Genomic DNA, 16446 nt, shown 5'->3' with positions numbered 1-16446 from the left:
GGGTCAGATCAGGTAGTGGTCGAGCAGCAGGGCTGCGAACAGCGCGCTCAGATGGATCAGGGAGAAGCGGAATGTCCGGCGCGCCAGCGCATCGGAGTAATTGCGCCACAGCGCAAAGCCGTAGGCGCAGAACCCCAGGCTGAGCCCGATGGCCGCCGCCAGGTAGAGCCAGGAGCTCATGCCGTAAACGAAGGGCAGCAGGCATGCCGCAAACAGAATCAAGGTGTACAGGAAGACCTGCAGCCGGGTGAATTCGTTCCCGTGGGTGACGGGCAGCATGGGCAGGCCGGACTTCCGGTAGTCCTCCACCCGGTACAGCGCGAGCGCCCAGAAATGCGGCGGCGTCCACAGGAAGATGATCAGGAACAGGATCAGCGCCTCGGGGCCGACGTCGCCGGTCATCGCCGCCCAGCCCAGCACCGGCGGCATGGCGCCCGAGGCACCGCCGATGACGATGTTCTGCGGCGTCAGCGGTTTGAGAATGACGGTGTAGATGACGGCGTAGCCGACGAAGGTGGCAAACGTGAGCCACATCGTCAGCGGGTTGACGGCCACGTACAGTAGCGCCGAGCCGGCCGCGCACAGCACGCCGGAGAACAGCAACGTCTGCCCATCGCCCAGTTCGTTCTTGGCCGTCGGCCGCCAGGCCGTGCGCTTCATGCGCGCATCGATGCCCTTCTCGACCAGGCAATTGAAGGCGGCTGCCGCACCGGCCACGAGCCAGACGCCCAGGCTGGCGATCGCCATGCGCTGCACCTCGGCCCACGTGGGCACACCGGGGACCGCCAGCACCATGCCGATGAAGGCGCAGAACACAATCAGCTGCACCACGCGGGGTTTGGTGAGCGAGTAGAACTGGCGGACACGCGAGACGCGTGGCACTGCCGCAGTCGCAACGGGTTCCACAACGCTCATCGCAGCGCCTCCACGCCCGACAGGCGCTGCACGCCATCGGGCTGCCACGGCGCCGGCCGCGTGGCGCAGACCAGCCAGGTCAGCACCACGACCAGGCCGGCAGCGCCGCCGGTGTGTGACACGGCGGCAATCAGGGGCCAGCCGAGCACGACGTTGGACAGCCCCGTGCCGAACTGCCACGCTGCCAGGGCCGCCAGCCAGCGCGTCGGCCGCCGCAAGCCCGGCACCTGCCACAGCCGCCACGCGAGCAACGCCAGCGCCGCCAGCACTGCGTAGGCCGCCAGCCGGTGTGTGTAGTGGATGGCGGTGAGCGCCGCGAACTGGATGTGGCTGCCGTCCTGCATCCGCCCCAGCGGTCGCCAGACCTGGAACGCCTGAGAGAAATCCATCTCGGGCCACCAGCGGCCCTGGCACATCGGAAAGTCGCTGCAGGCGAGCACGGCATAGTTGGTGCTGACCCAGCCACCCAGCGCAATCTGCACCACGACCAGGGCGGCGGTGCCCAGCAGCAGCTTGCGGACGCCGCCAGGCAGCCGCACGATGGTCAGGCTGCCACCCGCGCGCGCGTCGCGCGCCACTTGGGCACACAGCAGTGCCAGCAAAGCCAAGCCGCCCAGCAGGTGCAGGGTGACGATGGCGGGAAACAGCTTGAGCGTTACCGTCCACGCACCGAACGCGCCTTGTAGGCACACCCAGACCAGCGTCAGCGTGGGCCACCAGGGCCTGGCCGCTGAGGCACGCGGCTCGCGCCGCCATTGCGCCCAGGCCGCTGCCGCCATGGCCAGGATCAACACGCCGACGGCCGTCGCCAGGTACCGGTGGACCATCTCGATCCAGGCCTTGGTGTGGGTCACCGGCCCGGTCGGCATGGCGGCCTCGGCAGCCGAAATCTCGGCCCGGGCGCCCAGCGGGCTGACATTGCCGTAGCAGCCCGGCCAGTCCGGGCAGCCCAGTCCGGAGTCGGTCAGCCGCGTGAACGCACCAAACAGCACCAGATCGAAGGTGAGAAACAACGTCAGCACGGTCAGTGCCTGGCGCCGACGGGTCGGGGAAGCCCCGCGGTGGCGCATCCAGACCCAGGCCAGCGGGCCAAGCGCGATCACCACGCCCAGCAGCATCATGCGCGCCAGAGGCGACCAATCGTAGGCAGCGACAGGATCCATCTCAGCGACCTGCTTCGTCCCACGAGGCGGATGCGCGCAGCAGTCGCTCCAGGTCGCGCTTGGCCTTGGCGGCACCGGCGGCGTCCAGGCGCGGCGGCAGGCGCATCATCCAGTTGCCCATGGGATCGACGATGTACAAGTGGTCGCTCAGTGCCTGACCTGCAGCCGGCGCCAGCCACTGCGACAACGCCGACTGATCGACCTGCAGCACGGTGGCATCGCTCAACGCAGGGCGCAGCGGCTCACGCACGGGCGCAGGGCCGGTGACCAGCCAGACGCGGTCGACACGGGCCTTCTCCTTGCCCAGGCTTTCGCGCAGCTGGCGTTGCAGGTAGAGGTTGTTCTCGCACAGGGCATCGCAGGCGCCGTCGGCAACGCTGACCACCAGCCATTGGCCCTTGAGGCTGCGCAGGTTGACGCTGCGCTGGGCCAGATCGATGCCTTGCAGATCAGGCAGCGGGCGTTGCGGCTCGACGAGTTCGCCGAAGACGCGCCGGCCATCGGGGCGCACCACGTAGTAGGTGAAATACGAGGCCACAACGGGCGCAGCGCACACCAGCACCACGAGCAGCATCTTCCAGCGGCCCGCACGCGTGCGGCCGGCAGGTGCATCGGTGGCCTCGGCCGGCGTGGGCAGCGAGTGCACGGTCAGCCCCAACGGCTGATCGGCGTCAGACATGGAATTCGCGCCCCGCAGTGGAGGGGCGTCGGATAAATTGGAACCAGACATAAAGACCTGTCAGCAGGGCAGCGAGCCCGAACCACTGAAACGCGTAGCCGTAGTGCTTGGCAACCCCGGTGTTCGGGGCGGGCCATTCGCGCAGCAAGCCTGATGCATCGTGACCAGTCTGCTGCACCGACGCGCTCCACAAGGGCAGATGCGTCTCGGCCGCAAACGCGCGCAGGTCGAGATTCTGCCGGATCGGGCCTGTGTCCTCCCCCGCGAACTCGTAAAGCCTGGATGGCGCAGGTGCCACCACGCCCTCGATCTCCACCAGCCCGGCCGGCGTGGGCACGGGTTGCAAGGCGCTGCGGTCGACGAAGTTGCGCTGCACCCAGCCCCGCTGGATCAGCACGACGTGCTCCGTGCCTTCCAGCGCGAAGGGCGTGACCACATAGAAACCGGGCTGACCACGCATTTGGCGGTTGTCGAGAAAGACCGTGCGTTCCTGGATCCACAGGCCGCGCAGCCGCACCGGCCGGTGCATCAGCGGGCCGGTCTCCGTGGCGCCGAGCAGGCCGCGCGCGTCCAGCACCGGCGTGCGTCCCTGGCTTTCGATGGCTGCCTGCAACGCTTCTTTCTCGGCGGCACGCGACAGCTGCCAGCGCCCCAGCGACGCGGTCAGCACCACGCCCAGCAGCGTGGCGATGGTGATCACCCAGAAGCGCATGCGCGCGCGCGCCCGATAATCCCGCGATGGGTTATTTCGCACTGGCCGCCTTCATCGCCATCATCGCCAGCCTGGGCGCGGCACTGTATTTCATGCTGCGCGGCGGCACGACGCAGGATGCCGACGGCAAGCCTCGCGCCAACCACATGGCGCGTGCCTTGGCGGTGCGTGTCGGCCTGTCCATCCTGCTGTTCGTCTGCATCCTGATCGGCTGGAAGCTGGGTTATCTGCACCCGACCGGAATTCCGACCGGCAAGTAGAAAAGGCCGCTGCGCGGCCTTTTGCAAGAAAGGGCGGCGCGGCGCGTCAGAGCCAGTACACGAGGACGTACAGGCCCAGCCACACCACGTCCACGAAGTGCCAATACCACGCAGCACCCTCGAAGCCGAAATGGCGTTCGGCCGTGAAGTGGCCCTTCATGAGTCGCAGCGTGATGAACAGCAGCATCAGCATGCCGATCAGCACGTGGAAACCGTGAAACCCGGTCAGCATGAAAAAGGTCGAGCCGTACGGTCCCGAATTCATCTTCAGATTCAGGTCACGGTAGGCGTGCACGTACTCGTAACCCTGCACGAACAGGAACACGATGCCCAGCAGCACCGTCGCCCACATGAAGGCAATGGTGCGGGCACGTTCGCCCTTTTGGAGGGCGTGGTGCGCGATCGTCAGCGTGACGCCGGAGGACAGCAGCAACGCGGTGTTGATCGTCGGCAGCCAGAACGGCGTCATCGTCTGGAAGGGTTCGACGATGCCGGCAGGCGAACCGGTCACACCGGCGGCCATGCTCGGCCACACGGCCTTGAAGTCGGGCCAAAGCAGTGCGTTGTCCAGGCCACCCAGAGACGGCACCGAGTGCGCCCGCATCCACCACAGCGCCGTGAAGAACGCGCCGAAGAACATCACTTCGGAGAAGATGAACCAGCTCATACTCCAGCGGAACGACAGGTCGATCTTGCGGCCGTACAAGCCGGATTGGCTCTCGCTGATGGCGTCGCGGAACCATTGGTACAGCACGACCCACCAGAACAGCATGCCGAAGGCCAGCGACCATTTGCCCCAATCCGCGCCGTTGATCCATTGACCAGCTCCAAGGATCACGAAGAACAGGCCGATGGCGGCCATCACCGGATGCCGCGATGGCGGAGGCACGAAGTAGTACGGGGTGGTTCCGTGGGTGGTTGAACTCATTTCAGCTCCTGCAATTTCTCATTCATTCTTCTGTCACGAACCCCGCGCCGCAGGCGCCAGCAGGCCGGCGTCTGCCGTCGAGCCTGTCGGCGCCGGCGGGGTCCTGCCGCCAACTTCGAAAAAGGTGTATGACAAGGTGATCGTCGTCACGTCCTTGGACAGCTTGGGATCGATGATGAACGCCACCGGCCATTCCTTCTTCTCGCCCGCCTCCAGCGTGTACTGCGTGAAGCAAAAGCACTCGAGCTTGTTGAAGTGTGCAGCGGCCTGGCGCGGCGCATAACTCGGAATGGCCTGCGCGGCCATGCGCCGGTTCTGGACGTTCTGGAACTCGTACATCACGGTGGCCATCTCGCCGGGGTGCACCTGCATCGAACGCATCGCAGGCTTGAACTCCCACGGCCCACGCGAGTTCGCATCGAACTCCACCGTGATCGTGCGGCTGCGGTCGACCTGGGTGTTGGCCGGCGTGAGGTTGGACGACACGCCCGGCACCTGGCGCTCACTCAGCGACAGGATGTTGATGCCTGTCATCTCGCAGATCGCGTTGTACAGCGGCACCAGCGCATAGCCGAATGCGAACATGCCAGCGGTTACAACCGCCAGCTTGCCCACCATGCGGAGGTTGGCGCGTCGAATGCTCATGCCGGCTGCCTCACCTGCCCAGAACGACCATCTTGACCATGAAGCCCGCGAAGAACGCCAGCGCCACGGACAACAGGACCAAGCCCATCCGCAGGTTCTGCTTCTTCTTCTCGGGTGGCAAAGACATCGGCATCAACCGATCACACGCGTAGCGGTGGCGTCCAGCTTGGGCGGATTCTCGAAGGTGTGGAATGGCGCCGGTGACGGCACTTCCCATTCCAGGCCTTCAGCCGCTTCCCAGGGCCTCTGCGGGGCCTTCTCGCCCTTGCCCATCATGCACGGCAGAACGATGAAGACGAAGAAGTAGACCTGCGCGATACCGAACGCAAACGCGCCCACGGTGGCAACCGCGTTGAAGTCGGCAAACTGCATGGGGTAGTCGGCGTAGCGGCGCGGCATGCCGGCCAGACCCAGGAAGTGCATCGGGAAGAAGGTCACGTTGAACGCGATCAGCGACCACCAGAAATGCAGCTTGCCGCGCCCTTCGTTGTACATGACGCCCGTCCACTTCGGCAGCCAGTAGTAGACGCCCGCGAACATGGCGTACAGCGAGCCGGCCACCAGCACGTAGTGGAAGTGCGCGACGACGTAGTAGGTGTCCTGCAGCTGGATGTCGATCGGCGCCATGGCCAGGATCAGGCCCGTGAAACCGCCCATCGTGAACACGAAGATGAAGCCGACGGCGAACAGCATGGGCGTCTCGAAGGTCATCGAACCCTGCCACATGGTGGCAATCCAGTTGAAGATCTTCACGGCTGTGGGCACGGCGATCAGCATGGTTGCGTACATGAAGAACAGCTGGCCCGTGACCGGCATGCCGGTCGTGAACATGTGGTGCGCCCAGACAATGAACGACAGGATGGCGATGGACGAGGTGGCATACACCATGGATGCGTAGCCGAACAGCCGCTTGCGCGCGAAGGCCGGCACGATCTGGCTCACGATGCCGAAGGCCGGCAAGATCATGATGTAGACCTCGGGGTGGCCGAAGAACCAGAAGATGTGCTGGTACATCACCGGGTCGCCGCCGCCAGCGGGGTTGAAGAAGCTGGTGCCGAAGTGGCGGTCCGTCAGCGTCATGGTGATGGCGCCGGCCAGCACGGGCATGACGGCGATCAGCAGGTAGGCGGTGATGAGCCAGGTCCAGCAGAACATCGGCATCTTCATCAGCGTCATGCCCGGTGCGCGCATGTTCAAGATGGTCACGATGATGTTGATCGAGCCCATGATGGACGAGGCGCCCAGGATGTGCATCGCAAAGATGCCGGCGTCCATGGACGGGCCCATCTGCAGGGTCAACGGCGCGTAGAGCGTCCAGCCCGCAGCGGGCGCGCCGCCGGGCATGAAGAATGAGCCCACCAGCATCAGCGCGGCCGGGATCATCAGCCAGAAGCTGAAGTTGTTCATGCGCGCGAACGCCATGTCGGACGCGCCGATCTGCAGCGGGATCATCCAGTTCGCAAAGCCCACGAAGCCCGGCATGATGGCGCCGAACACCATGATCAGGCCGTGCATGGTCGTAAGAGAGTTGAACAGCTCGGGGTTGACCATCTGCAGGCCCGGCTGAAACAGCTCGGCGCGGATGAGCAGTGCCAGTACACCGCCCACCATGAGCATGGTGAACGAGAACAGCAGGTACAACGTGCCGATGTCCTTGTGGTTGGTCGCATAGACCCAGCGCCGCCAGCCGGTGGGCGCATGGTGGTCATGGTGGTCGTCGTGCGCGTGGTCGTGGGGGTGGAGAACTGCACTCATCTTGCTTGCCTTGTGATGACGTTGGACCGCCGCTTACTTGCCGCGCTGGGCCAGAACTTCGGCCGGCTGCACGAGCTGGCCGGTCTTATTGGACCAGGTGTTCTTGGTGTAGCTGGCCACGGCCGCGAGATCGGTATCGCTCAGTTGCTTCCACGCCGGCATGGCGCCGTTGTTCGCACCGTTCAACAGAATCGCGATCTGCTTGGCGTGGTCGGCATCGAGCACGACGGCCGAGCCGTCCAGTGCCTTGATCGGCCCAGCGCCCTTGCCGTTGGCCTGGTGGCAGGCGGCGCAGTTGGCGGCATAGACGCGCTCGCCGCGCTTGAGGATGTCGTCGAGTGTCCAGACTTTGGTCGGGTCATCGAGCTTGGCCGCCATCTTCTTGCGCTCGCCATCGACCCAGGCGGTGTAGTCCTCGGCGGAGACGACCTTCACGTGGATGGGCATGTAGGCGTGCTCCTTACCGCACAGCTCGGCGCATTGGCCGTAGTAGCTGCCGATCTTCTCCGCACGGAACCAGGTGTCGCGCACGAAGCCGGGGATCGCGTCCTGCTTGATGCCGAAGGCCGGCACCATGAAAGCGTGGATCACATCGTTGGCCGTGGTGATGATGCGCACCTTCTTGTCGACGGGCACCACCAGCGCGTTGTCGACCTTGAGCAGGTAGTCGTCGACCGTTTCGCCGCTCTTGGGGCCGCCGGCGTTGGACATGGCGCGGTGCGAACTGTCCAGCGTGGAAACGAAGCCGATGCCTTCGCCTTCGCCCTTCAGGTAGTCGTAGCCCCACTTCCACTGCATGCCGGTGGCCTTGATGGTGAGGTCGGCATTGCTGGTGTCCTTCATGGCGACCACCACCTTGGTGGCGGGCAGCGCCATCAGGATCACGATGACGAAGGGGACGATGGTCCAGATGATTTCCACCGTCACCGACTCGTGGAAGTTCGCGGCCTTGTAGCCCTGCGACTTGCGGTGCTTCCAGATGGAATAGAACATCACGCCGAACACCGCGACGAAGATCACGGTGCAGACGATCAGCATGAACCAGTGCAGCCACTGCTGCTCTTCGGCAATCTTGGTGACAGCGGGCGCGAGATTGAGCTGGCGGACGGCCGGGCCGCCCGGCAGATCGTTCACCGCATGCGCGGCCGAGGCGAGCCACGCACCCGCAGTGGCGACGGCGGTAGGCAGCAGGGAAGTCAGCTTGTTCCTGATCATTTTCATCGTCTTTACTTCTTCAACCTCAATGAACTGCACCTTCTCAGGCGCCGCGCAAAGCCATCCGCAATTCACGCGCCAATGCCGGACGCAGATCGGGACGCACAAACCGCCCCACCTCGACACGCCGCCCTTGACCCGACACCTCGATCAACGAGTGATCGCCGGTCTTGGGCTCGATCCGAACCCATTCGCGGCGGAACTCGGCGCGCTCCAGGCGTCCCGCATTCTCCAGTTCGACCACCAGGCGGTCGTCCTGTAAAGAGATGCGCTCGCCATCGGTTGCATGACGCGAGTACGCCAGGAAGGCGATGCCGACGACCAGCACCTCCAACCACGCAAAAGGGAGGATCAGCTTGGCTCCCTGCATCCAGAAAACTGTACCGATACCCAATGACACCACACAGATCGATGCGTACATCCAGCCCAGTTGCGCGGGCGTGACGGAACAGTTGCGCCTCAGGAACCAGTGGATGCTCTGGCCTGAGACAGTGGCGAAGCGAAAAACCAGATTCGTCACGGACACCGTTCAACAAGAAGATGGCGTTCCAGCGAGCAAATGCCTGCGGACCACCAGATCGATACGTGGGGGGATACCCGGGTGTTTCGGAAACCCTTCATTGTAGCCCCGGAACTTTTCCCACCCGGCCGCGAAACGGCCTGCGCCCACAGGCGCGCCGGGTCTCATTCGGCCGGTTTCCCGCTGTGGTGGAGCATGCTGCGCATATCGTCCAAAGACACCGCACTGTGGGGCGCCAGACGCACCCGCGGCGCCGGCTTGAACGCATGCCCGTAGACGATTTCGAAGGTCAGCGGCAGGCGCCCTTGCTCCTGCGGATCGGCCAGGCCCAGCAGCGCGTCATCCAGTTGCCCGCGCCAGTGGCGGCCACGCAATGCACCGAACCGCGCGGGGTGCAGGTTGCGGCCCAGTTCGCGCAAATCCTGGCGCAGTTGGTCCGGCGTTGCATAGGTCAGACGGATGCGCTCCATGTCCATGATGGGCTCGGCAAAGCCCGCCTGCACCAGCATGTCGCCCCAGTCGTGCATGTCGGTGAAAGCATGTCCGCACGGCGGCCAATCGCGCGCGGCATAGATGGCGCGCAGTTCCTGCATGGTGTCCGGTCCGAGACAGGAGAACATCAGAAACCCGTCGACCCCGAGCGCCCGAGCCCATTGGGCAATCAGTGCCTGGGGATCGGCCACCTGGTGCAGCAGCATGTTGGACCACACCATCTGCACGCCACCCACCGGCGGCATGCCCGCATGCTGCGCCGGCGCACGCCAGCGGCGCGGCCGCCACCAGGCGTCGGTCGATTCCGCGATCACCTGCTCCGCCAACGCGGGCACCGCTTCTACGACATAGGAGGTCGCCTGCGGATAGCGCTGTCTCAGCGCGGCATGCGCGCCCATGCCGCCGCGCATCGGCGACCAGTCGGCCCAGGCCGAGGGCTGGTGGTGGATCCACTGCAGCCGCTCGGCCATCCGCCGGCCAACCTCCTCGTGCAGCCACGCGGAAGTCTGGATCGGCTGCTGCGCCCAGCGCGCAGCGGCGACGGGATCGATGGTGGGGGGGCGTTGGCTGCTCATGGGAAAGGCGCCGCGAGTATATTGATGCCATGCTGCGCCAATGGCTAGCCTCGGCCCTCGCGGCCCTGCCCAGCCAGTGCGCTGTGTGCCACTCGTGGCAGGGGCAACCGCTGTGTGAAGGCTGCATCCGGCGCTTTGCCCAGCCAGAGCCGCGATGCCGCACCTGCGCGTTGCCGATCACCGGCGGCGCTGCGCAATGCGGCGCGTGTGTGCGCCAACCACCGCCGCTGGACGCCTGTTTGTGCGCCGTGGCCTACGCGTTTCCTTGGTCCGACTGCATCACCCGCTACAAATTTCAGCAACAGCCCGGTGCCGCCGGTATGTTGTCGGACCTGCTGCTGCACGCGCCGTGGGTCGAACCGGCGCTCGAACGTTGCGATGTCGTGCTGCCCATGCCGCTGTCGGCGCAGCGGTTGCGCGCACGCGGCTTCAATCAGGCGCTGGAGATCGCCCGCCGCATCGCCCCGCGCAAGACCGACGCACGGCTGCTGCTGCGCATCCGCGACACGGCTCCGCAACTGGCGCTGGGCATCGCCGAGCGCGCCCGCAACGTGCAGGGCGCATTCGCCGTTGACCCTCTACGGGCCGCGTGCATCCAGGCAAGCGATGCCGTGCTGGTGGACGATGTGATGACCAGTGGTGCATCGTTGTATGCCGCAGCCCGCACGCTGCGCGAGGCCGGCGCCGCCCGGGTGACGGCCATCGTGCTGGCGCGCACGGCGAAAGCCTGAACCGACAATCGCCGCATGTTCCACATCGTTCTGGTCGCCCCCGAGATCCCGCCGAACACCGGCAATGTCATCCGCCTGGCGGCCAACACCGGCTGCAGCCTGCACCTGGTCGAGCCGCTGGGCTTCTCGATGGACGACAAGCTCCTGCGCCGCGCCGGGCTGGACTACCACGAGTACGCCGAGCTGCGCCGCCACGCCGATTGGCCCAGCCTGCTGGCGGCCGCAGCGCCACACCACGACCGCATGTTCGCGATGACGACGCGCGGCGCCCGGCAGGTGCACGAGGTCGTGTTCGCGCCGGGCGATTGGCTGGTGTTCGGTTCGGAGACGAGCGGCCTGGCGCCTGCGGTGCGCGAGGGCTTCGCCGCCGAGCGCCGGCTCAAGCTGCCGATGCGCGCCGGCCAGCGCAGCCTGAACCTGTCGAACGCCGTGGCGGTCACGGTGTTCGAGGCCTGGCGCCAATGCGGCTTCGCTGGCGCGGCCTCGACGGCGCAGGATGTTCAGGCGTAGCGCCGCACCACCGATTCGGCCACGCACGCCGGTTTGGCGTGCCCTTCGAGTTCGACCGTGGTCTCCCACACCTGCTGCACACCGTTGCCGTCGATGGGGTCGCTGCTGATCAGCTTCAGGTGGCCGCGCAGGCGGCTGCCCGCCGGCACCGGCGTGATGAAGCGCACCTTGTTCAGCCCGTAATTCACGCCCATGCGCGCCTGCTCGACCTTGAGCGCGGCCTCGAACAGTTTGGGCAGCAGCGACAGCGTGAGGAACCCGTGTGCAATCGGCGCGCCAAAGGGCCCCGCGTTCGCGCGCTCCACATCGATGTGGATCCACTGGTGGTCGCCGGTGGCCTCAGCGAACAGATTGATCTGCTGCTGCGTGACTGTGATCCAGTCGCTCACCGCGACTTGCTGGCCGACCAGGGCGGACAGTTCGTCCAGCGTCTTGAAAACCTTCATCCTCGTGTCTCCTTCATGGGGGTATCCAACCACTCGCACAGAGGCCGCCACTGCTCCAGGTCCTTCTCGACCCGTTGCGGCGCGACATCGAAAACCGTCAGCCCGCGCGCCGCCAGGTGGACATAGTTCTGGGTATTGCGCAGCTCGCCCAGCACCGGAATACCCAGGCTGGCCACGTACTCGCGCAGTTTGTCTGCCGCGAGCGTGCGGGCATCGACACGCATGCCCACGATGCCGACCTGGATCTTGCCCGCGTGGCGGCTTTCGGCCAGTTCATCGAGGAAGTCGCGCGTGGCGAAGATGTCGAAGATGCTGGGCTGCAAGGGCACCAGCAGCTTGTCCGCCATCTTGATGACATCCTTGAAGCGCCAGCCGTGCAGACCGGCCGGGGTGTCGATGACCACGTGCGTCGTGCCCTTGGGCGGCCGCACGATCAGGTCGGCGTTCATCTCCCAGGTGCGGATCGGGCGTGCCGCAGGGGGCCGCAGCTTCAGCCACAGCTGTGACGATTGCTGGCGATCGGCGTCGCCGAGCATCACGGCATGCCCCTGCGCCGCGAAGTAGCCCGCGACATTGGTGGCCAGCGTCGACTTACCGACGCCCCCTTTTGGATTGGCAACGACCACAACCGGCATCCGATCCTCCCCATGTGCTGGCGCCGCCCTGGCAGGGACTGGCTTTGCGCTATGTTACCGACATGCCCGACACCCCCGCACCGCCTGCTGACGCCGGCATCTATCTGGTTGCCGCCCATCCGCGCTGGCGCGATTCACGGGTCACGCAGCGGCTCATGGCAGCCGCCGGCGCCATGGCCCACAGCACACCCGGGCTGCGCATTCAGGACCTGTACGCCCGCTACCCCGACTACTACATCGACGTGGCGGCCGAGCAATCCCACGTCGAGGCCGCCCAGCTGCTGGTGCTGGTGCACCCGATCCAGTGGTCCGGCATGCCCGCGCTGCAAAAGCTCTGGCTCGACGAAGTCCTGCGCTACGGCTGGGCTTACGGCGCGGCCTCGGTCGAACCGGGCTCGCGCGACCAGGCGCCCGCCGGCACGCCGGGCACAGCCCTGCGCGGCAAGGATCTCTGGCTGGTCGCCTCGGCCAACGGCACAGAAGACACCGACCCCGGCCTGCAGGAGAACGAGGCCAACGAAGCCTTCCTGGGCCCCTACCGCCAGGCGGCCGCCCTGTGCGGCATGCGCTTGCTGCCACCCCTGGTGCTGCGCGGCGCCGACAGCACAGGGCGGCCGCAGGTCGAGGCCCATGTGCAGCAGTTCTGCGACCGCCTGCGCAGCCACCCCGCCTGGCGCTGAGCGCACCCGCACCAAGCCACCGCACCGGACCATGGACCACGCCCCATCCTGGCTGACCAACAGCTTCATCTACCTCAGTGCAGCAGTCCTCGTGGTGCCGCTGGCCAAGGCGCTGGGCCTGGGCGCGATCATCGGTTACCTGGCGGCTGGCATGGCCATCGGCCCCTGGGGCCTGGGCCTGGTGCGCAACGTGCAGGACATCCTGCACTTCGCCGAGTTCGGCGTGGTGCTCATGCTGTTCCTGGTCGGCCTGGAACTAGAGCCGCGCCGGCTGTGGAAGCTGCGCAAGCCCATCTTCGGTGGCGGCACGGCGCAGGTGGCAGCCTGCGCACTGGCCATCTTCGGCGTAGCTCTGGCTTGCGGCTTTGACTGGCGCATCGCACTGGTGGCGGCGCTCGGCCTGTCGCTGTCGTCCACGGCCATCGCGCTGCAGGTGCTCGGCGAGCGACAGCTCATGGGCACGCGCAGCGGGCAGGCGGGCTTGTCCATTCTGCTGTTCCAGGACGTCGCAGCCATCCCCATCCTGGCCCTGCTGCCCCTGCTGGGCGCGGCCTCTGCGGCGGCAGGCGGCGGCAACCCGGGCTTGCAGGCAGCCAAGACCGTCGGCGTGATTGCCGCCATCGTGCTCGTGGGGCCACTGTTGCTGCGCCCGGTGCTGCGCTGGATCGCCCGCAGCCGCACGCCCGAGATCTTCACCGCCGCCTCGCTGCTGCTGGTGGTCGGCACCGCCACCCTGATGCTCAGCGTCGGCCTGTCGATGGCACTGGGCGCCTTCCTGGCCGGCGTGCTGCTGGCCGAAAGCGAGTACCGGCGCGAACTGGAGACCGATATCGAGCCCTTCAAGGGCCTGCTGCTGGGCCTGTTCTTCATCGCCGTGGGCATGAGCGTCGACTTCGCCGTCCTGCTGCGCTCGCCCGGCACCATGGCGCTCATCGTTTGCGGCTTCCTGGGCATCAAGCTGGTGCTGATCTACGGCCTGGCGGTGGCGATGCGCGTGCCGCTGGCCGAACGACCGGTGTTCGCTCTGCTGCTGGCGCAGGGCGGCGAGTTTGCGTTCGTGGTGTTCCAGACCGCCACCAGCGCACGCGTGCTGACGGCCGAGCAAAGTTCGCTGCTGACCGGCGCCGTGGCCGTGTCGATGCTGCTCAGCCCGTTGCTGATGGTGCTGCTGGACCGGTACCTGCTGCCGGGCCTGAACCGCGCGCAGGGCGCCAAGCCCGCCGAGATCTCCGAGCCGCAGAGCGCGCCGATCATCATCGCTGGCTTCGGTCGCTACGGGCAGATCGTCGGTCGTGCGCTGCTGGCCCAGGGCTGGCAGTGCACGGTGCTGGACCATGACGCCGACATGATCGAGGCCATCCGCCCGTTCGGCTTTCGCGTGTTCTACGGCGACGCCTCGCGGCTGGACCTGCTGCGCGTGGCGGGCGCCGCCAGCGCGCGCGTGCTGGTGGTGGCGGTGGACGGAACGGCGCAGAGCCTGCGCATCGTCGACATGGCGCGCCACAACTTCCCGCATCTGCACATCGTCGCCCGCGCGCGCGACGTGACGCACTGGACCGCCCTGCGCGAGCGTGGCGTGCAGATGGTCGAGCGCGAGCTGTTCGAGTCCAGCCTGCGCAGCGCGCGCAGCGTGCTGGAACTGCTGGGCAGCACGCCCTACGAGGCGCGGGAGCAGGTCATGCGCTTTCGCAGCCACAACTTCGCGCTGTTCGAGCAGATGCTCCCGCACCACAAGGACAGGGCCAAGTTCATCGCCGTGGCCCGCGAAGGCCGTCAACAGCTGGAAGAGCAACTTGCGCGCGAACGTGAAGCGCAGCGCAAGCGCCGCGCGCCCGGCTGGGACGACTAGAAGCGTGGGCGGCCCACTCTCCTAGCGCAGCCCGTCCCAGAGCAGCTTGCAGCCCGTCAACAGCATGCCGATGTTGATCAGCCGGTAGAACAGCTTTTGCGAGATGCGCTTGGCAATGCGCACACCGGCCCACACGCCCACCGGTGCAAACGGCAACAGCAAGGCCGAGGTGGCCAGGTTGCGCGCGTCGAACAGGCCCAGCCAGGTGTACGGGATCCACTTAGACAAATTGATGCAGAGGAAGAACACGGCCATGGTGGCGGCAAACTGCACCGGCGGCAGCCTCAAAGGAATCACGTACGCATTCAGCGGCGGGCCGCCGGTGTGCGAGACAAAGCTGGTGAACCCCGACACCGTGGCCAGCACACGCCCAGCCCAGCGCGGCGGCGGCGGCGCGTCGGCACGCGGCGGAAACAGCCAGCGCTGCGCCAGGAACGTCAGCGTGAACACGCCCACCAGCGTGGCCACGGCGCGCGCATCGAGCACGCGGAACAGCGCCGTGCCCACCAGCGTGCCCAGCAAGCCGAACGGGATCAGCAGCCACAGCAGCGCCTTGTCGATCTCGCGCCGGAACGCGTGCACACTCAGGATGTCGGTCAGCAGCAGCACCGGCATCAACAGAGCTGCAGCCTGCGGCACCGGAATGGCCAAGGCCATCAGCGGCACCGCCAGCGACCCCAGCCCGGCGCCGAAGCCGCTCTTGGACAAGCCCATCAGCAGCACGGCGGGAATTGCGGTGGCATAGAACGCCCAGCCGGTGATGAATGACCACTCCATGGACTCGGTCAGGCAGTGCGGCAGCGAGGGGTTGGATGGGGCATGGTGGACGGGTCCGCGCCAAGACGACAGGGATGCCTGCCGGCCGGCGCGCAGGAGTGTAGGCCAGCCGACGCGCGCGCGTTGCAGGCGACACGGCGCTCAAGCGCGCGCCGCCACGGCCGATAACCGGGGCACGATGCGCTTGAAACCCCTGCTCCGCCTGGCCGCTGCGGCCCTGGTCACGTTGACAGTCTGCCTGCATGCCCGGGCGGCCGAATGGACCCAGTTGCCTGGGCCTGCGTCCAGCGGCGTCACGGTCTACACCGATGTGGCCAGCGAACGCTCGCGGCACGGCCGGGTGGTCGGCTTCTTCCTGCCGAACCCGCGCCAGGCCTGGTTCATCACCGACTACGCAACGCCGCACCGCTGGAAGCTGTTCCAGATCGGGTCGTCCAAGCAGCTCATCGAGTTCGACTGCAAGCGCAGCAGCATGCGCATACTGGCGCGCCTGTACTACGAAGGTGCCATGGCCCAGGGCCGGGTCCTGGCCAGCGAAACACCGGCCACCGAATCTGCGCTGGTGATCCCCGGTGACATGGAAGAAGCCATGCACCAGTCCGCGTGCAGGCCGAGGGCCGAGCAGGCGCGCGAAGCCGGACACACTGCACAGCACCAGGTCGCCGCCGCGCCGCCGCAAGCCGCGCAAGATCGGGCCGCACCGGCCGCACCGGCCGAACCGTTGCGCTCTGGGACGGACGGCGCAGCAGCAGTAGCCCCAACGCCTGATGCGCGCCCTGAACCGCGCCCAGATGCGCTGCTCGAACCGCTGCCTGGTGTGCCGCCACCATCGCCCGTGCGGCCCGGCGCACCCACCGCGCGGTAAGCCACGCAACTGCCCGCTACGGCGCGAGCGCGGTCAGCAGCGCGATGCCCATGGCCTGCACAGGCCCATCTTGATCGAAGGCTCCGGCACGGGC

General features: G+C 66.7%; 20 protein-coding genes. 6 read left to right on the top strand and 14 right to left on the bottom strand.

Features of this window, described 5'->3' with window-relative positions; genetic code table 11:
* Positions 1-3 precede the first annotated feature (3 nt).
* From cyoE to AC099J_RS09205, 4 genes are read right to left on the bottom strand one after another with little or no spacing between them, the layout of a single operon-like run.
* Positions 4-915, bottom strand: coding sequence for a heme o synthase (cyoE, locus tag AC099J_RS09220; protein WP_479614934.1), 912 nt, complete (start codon positions 913-915; stop codon positions 4-6).
* Complete coding sequence (locus AC099J_RS09215) at positions 912-2078, bottom strand: COX15/CtaA family protein (RefSeq protein ID WP_479614933.1); 1167 nt, start codon at positions 2076-2078, stop codon at positions 912-914. Before AC099J_RS09215 ends, cyoE begins: the two co-directional genes overlap by 4 nt.
* 1 nt (position 2079) lies before the next feature.
* Positions 2080-2757, bottom strand: a complete 678-nt coding sequence (locus tag AC099J_RS09210; protein ID WP_479614932.1) for a hypothetical protein — start codon at positions 2755-2757, stop codon at positions 2080-2082.
* On the bottom strand, positions 2750-3469 hold the full coding sequence (locus tag AC099J_RS09205; protein WP_479614931.1) for an SURF1 family protein: 720 nt from the start codon (positions 3467-3469) through the stop codon (positions 2750-2752). The genes AC099J_RS09210 and AC099J_RS09205 overlap by 8 nt, the downstream gene beginning before the upstream one ends.
* A gap of 26 nt (positions 3470-3495) precedes the next feature.
* Between AC099J_RS09205 and AC099J_RS09200 the strand changes: the two genes are divergently transcribed.
* The gene (locus tag AC099J_RS09200; RefSeq protein WP_479614930.1) at positions 3496-3729 is read left to right on the top strand and encodes a twin transmembrane helix small protein; all 234 of its coding nucleotides are present in this window, start codon (positions 3496-3498) and stop codon (positions 3727-3729) included.
* 46 nt (positions 3730-3775) lie between these two features.
* Here the strand turns inward: AC099J_RS09200 and AC099J_RS09195 are convergent, their stop codons facing one another.
* From AC099J_RS09195 to AC099J_RS09165, 7 genes are all read right to left on the bottom strand, one after another.
* The gene (locus AC099J_RS09195) at positions 3776-4657 is read right to left on the bottom strand and encodes a cytochrome c oxidase subunit 3 (RefSeq protein WP_479614929.1); all 882 of its coding nucleotides are present in this window, start codon (positions 4655-4657) and stop codon (positions 3776-3778) included.
* 33 nt (positions 4658-4690) lie between these two features.
* A complete protein-coding gene (locus tag AC099J_RS09190; protein WP_479614928.1) occupies positions 4691-5302 on the bottom strand; it encodes a cytochrome c oxidase assembly protein in 612 nt (203 codons plus the stop codon).
* 10 nt (positions 5303-5312) lie between these two features.
* Positions 5313-5429: a cytochrome oxidase small assembly protein gene (locus AC099J_RS09185; RefSeq protein ID WP_479614927.1), complete on the bottom strand. Its 117-nt coding sequence runs from the start codon at positions 5427-5429 to the stop codon at positions 5313-5315.
* A 5-nt stretch (positions 5430-5434) separates the two neighbouring features.
* Entirely contained in the window at positions 5435-7057 is a 1623-nt protein-coding gene (gene ctaD / locus AC099J_RS09180) for a cytochrome c oxidase subunit I (protein ID WP_479614926.1), read from the bottom strand.
* A 33-nt stretch (positions 7058-7090) separates the two neighbouring features.
* A complete protein-coding gene (gene coxB / locus AC099J_RS09175; protein ID WP_479614925.1) occupies positions 7091-8278 on the bottom strand; it encodes a cytochrome c oxidase subunit II in 1188 nt (395 codons plus the stop codon).
* Positions 8279-8315: 37 nt separating this feature from the next.
* Positions 8316-8792 (bottom strand): DUF2244 domain-containing protein, encoded by a 477-nt coding sequence (locus AC099J_RS09170; RefSeq protein WP_479614924.1) that lies wholly within the window; start codon positions 8790-8792, stop codon positions 8316-8318.
* Between the two features lie 164 nt (positions 8793-8956).
* Complete coding sequence (locus tag AC099J_RS09165) at positions 8957-9859, bottom strand: biotin synthase (protein ID WP_479614923.1); 903 nt, start codon at positions 9857-9859, stop codon at positions 8957-8959.
* 209 nt (positions 9860-10068) lie between these two features.
* On the opposite strand from AC099J_RS09165, the gene AC099J_RS09160 reads away from it, so the two are divergent.
* A complete protein-coding gene (locus AC099J_RS09160) occupies positions 10069-10590 on the top strand; it encodes a ComF family protein (protein ID WP_479614922.1) in 522 nt (173 codons plus the stop codon).
* A 15-nt stretch (positions 10591-10605) separates the two neighbouring features.
* Entirely contained in the window at positions 10606-11100 is a 495-nt protein-coding gene (locus AC099J_RS09155; protein WP_479614921.1) for a tRNA (cytidine(34)-2'-O)-methyltransferase, read from the top strand.
* Here AC099J_RS09155 and AC099J_RS09150 read toward each other — a convergent pair.
* Together AC099J_RS09150 and AC099J_RS09145 are read right to left on the bottom strand one after the other, a co-directional pair.
* Positions 11091-11546, bottom strand: a complete 456-nt coding sequence (locus AC099J_RS09150) for a MaoC family dehydratase (protein ID WP_479614920.1) — start codon at positions 11544-11546, stop codon at positions 11091-11093. The genes AC099J_RS09155 and AC099J_RS09150 overlap by 10 nt on opposite strands.
* Positions 11543-12181: a nucleotide-binding protein gene (locus tag AC099J_RS09145; protein WP_479614919.1), complete on the bottom strand. Its 639-nt coding sequence runs from the start codon at positions 12179-12181 to the stop codon at positions 11543-11545. The genes AC099J_RS09150 and AC099J_RS09145 overlap by 4 nt, the downstream gene beginning before the upstream one ends.
* Before the next feature lie 62 nt (positions 12182-12243).
* On the opposite strand from AC099J_RS09145, the gene AC099J_RS09140 reads away from it, so the two are divergent.
* On the top strand, positions 12244-12861 hold the full coding sequence (locus tag AC099J_RS09140) for an NAD(P)H-dependent oxidoreductase (RefSeq protein ID WP_479614918.1): 618 nt from the start codon (positions 12244-12246) through the stop codon (positions 12859-12861).
* Positions 12862-12892: 31 nt separating this feature from the next.
* Positions 12893-14710 (top strand): glutathione-regulated potassium-efflux system protein KefC, encoded by a 1818-nt coding sequence (gene kefC, locus AC099J_RS09135; RefSeq protein WP_479614917.1) that lies wholly within the window; start codon positions 12893-12895, stop codon positions 14708-14710.
* 21 nt (positions 14711-14731) lie between these two features.
* Here the strand turns inward: kefC and AC099J_RS09130 are convergent, their stop codons facing one another.
* A complete protein-coding gene (locus tag AC099J_RS09130) occupies positions 14732-15487 on the bottom strand; it encodes a sulfite exporter TauE/SafE family protein (RefSeq protein ID WP_479614916.1) in 756 nt (251 codons plus the stop codon).
* 184 nt (positions 15488-15671) lie between these two features.
* Here AC099J_RS09130 and AC099J_RS09125 point away from each other — a divergent pair, with 184 nt between their 5' ends.
* Positions 15672-16352 (top strand): surface-adhesin E family protein, encoded by a 681-nt coding sequence (locus AC099J_RS09125; RefSeq protein WP_479614915.1) that lies wholly within the window; start codon positions 15672-15674, stop codon positions 16350-16352.
* The last annotated feature ends 94 nt before the right edge of the window (positions 16353-16446 follow it).

It is taken from the genome of Rhodoferax sp. RT4P68 (genome assembly GCF_056521305.1).
Note: the sequence above shows the minus strand (reverse complement) of the source record. Positions and strands in the feature narration are given on the sequence as shown.

Coding starts and splice junctions, on each gene's coding strand:
- cyoE (WP_479614934.1), bottom strand. CDS start 915: ATGAGCGTTGTGGAACCCGTTGCGACTGCGGCAGTGCCACGCGTCTCG.
- AC099J_RS09215 (WP_479614933.1), bottom strand. CDS start 2,078: ATGGATCCTGTCGCTGCCTACGATTGGTCGCCTCTGGCGCGCATGATG.
- AC099J_RS09210 (WP_479614932.1), bottom strand. CDS start 2,757: ATGTCTGACGCCGATCAGCCGTTGGGGCTGACCGTGCACTCGCTGCCC.
- AC099J_RS09205 (WP_479614931.1), bottom strand. CDS start 3,469: ATGCGCTTCTGGGTGATCACCATCGCCACGCTGCTGGGCGTGGTGCTG.
- AC099J_RS09200 (WP_479614930.1), top strand. CDS start 3,496: ATGGGTTATTTCGCACTGGCCGCCTTCATCGCCATCATCGCCAGCCTG.
- AC099J_RS09195 (WP_479614929.1), bottom strand. CDS start 4,657: ATGAGTTCAACCACCCACGGAACCACCCCGTACTACTTCGTGCCTCCG.
- AC099J_RS09190 (WP_479614928.1), bottom strand. CDS start 5,302: ATGAGCATTCGACGCGCCAACCTCCGCATGGTGGGCAAGCTGGCGGTT.
- AC099J_RS09185 (WP_479614927.1), bottom strand. CDS start 5,429: ATGTCTTTGCCACCCGAGAAGAAGAAGCAGAACCTGCGGATGGGCTTG.
- ctaD (WP_479614926.1), bottom strand. CDS start 7,057: ATGAGTGCAGTTCTCCACCCCCACGACCACGCGCACGACGACCACCAT.
- coxB (WP_479614925.1), bottom strand. CDS start 8,278: ATGAAAATGATCAGGAACAAGCTGACTTCCCTGCTGCCTACCGCCGTC.
- AC099J_RS09165 (WP_479614923.1), bottom strand. CDS start 9,859: ATGAGCAGCCAACGCCCCCCCACCATCGATCCCGTCGCCGCTGCGCGC.
- AC099J_RS09155 (WP_479614921.1), top strand. CDS start 10,606: ATGTTCCACATCGTTCTGGTCGCCCCCGAGATCCCGCCGAACACCGGC.
- AC099J_RS09150 (WP_479614920.1), bottom strand. CDS start 11,546: ATGAAGGTTTTCAAGACGCTGGACGAACTGTCCGCCCTGGTCGGCCAG.
- AC099J_RS09145 (WP_479614919.1), bottom strand. CDS start 12,181: ATGCCGGTTGTGGTCGTTGCCAATCCAAAAGGGGGCGTCGGTAAGTCG.
- AC099J_RS09140 (WP_479614918.1), top strand. CDS start 12,244: ATGCCCGACACCCCCGCACCGCCTGCTGACGCCGGCATCTATCTGGTT.
- kefC (WP_479614917.1), top strand. CDS start 12,893: ATGGACCACGCCCCATCCTGGCTGACCAACAGCTTCATCTACCTCAGT.
- AC099J_RS09130 (WP_479614916.1), bottom strand. CDS start 15,487: ATGGAGTGGTCATTCATCACCGGCTGGGCGTTCTATGCCACCGCAATT.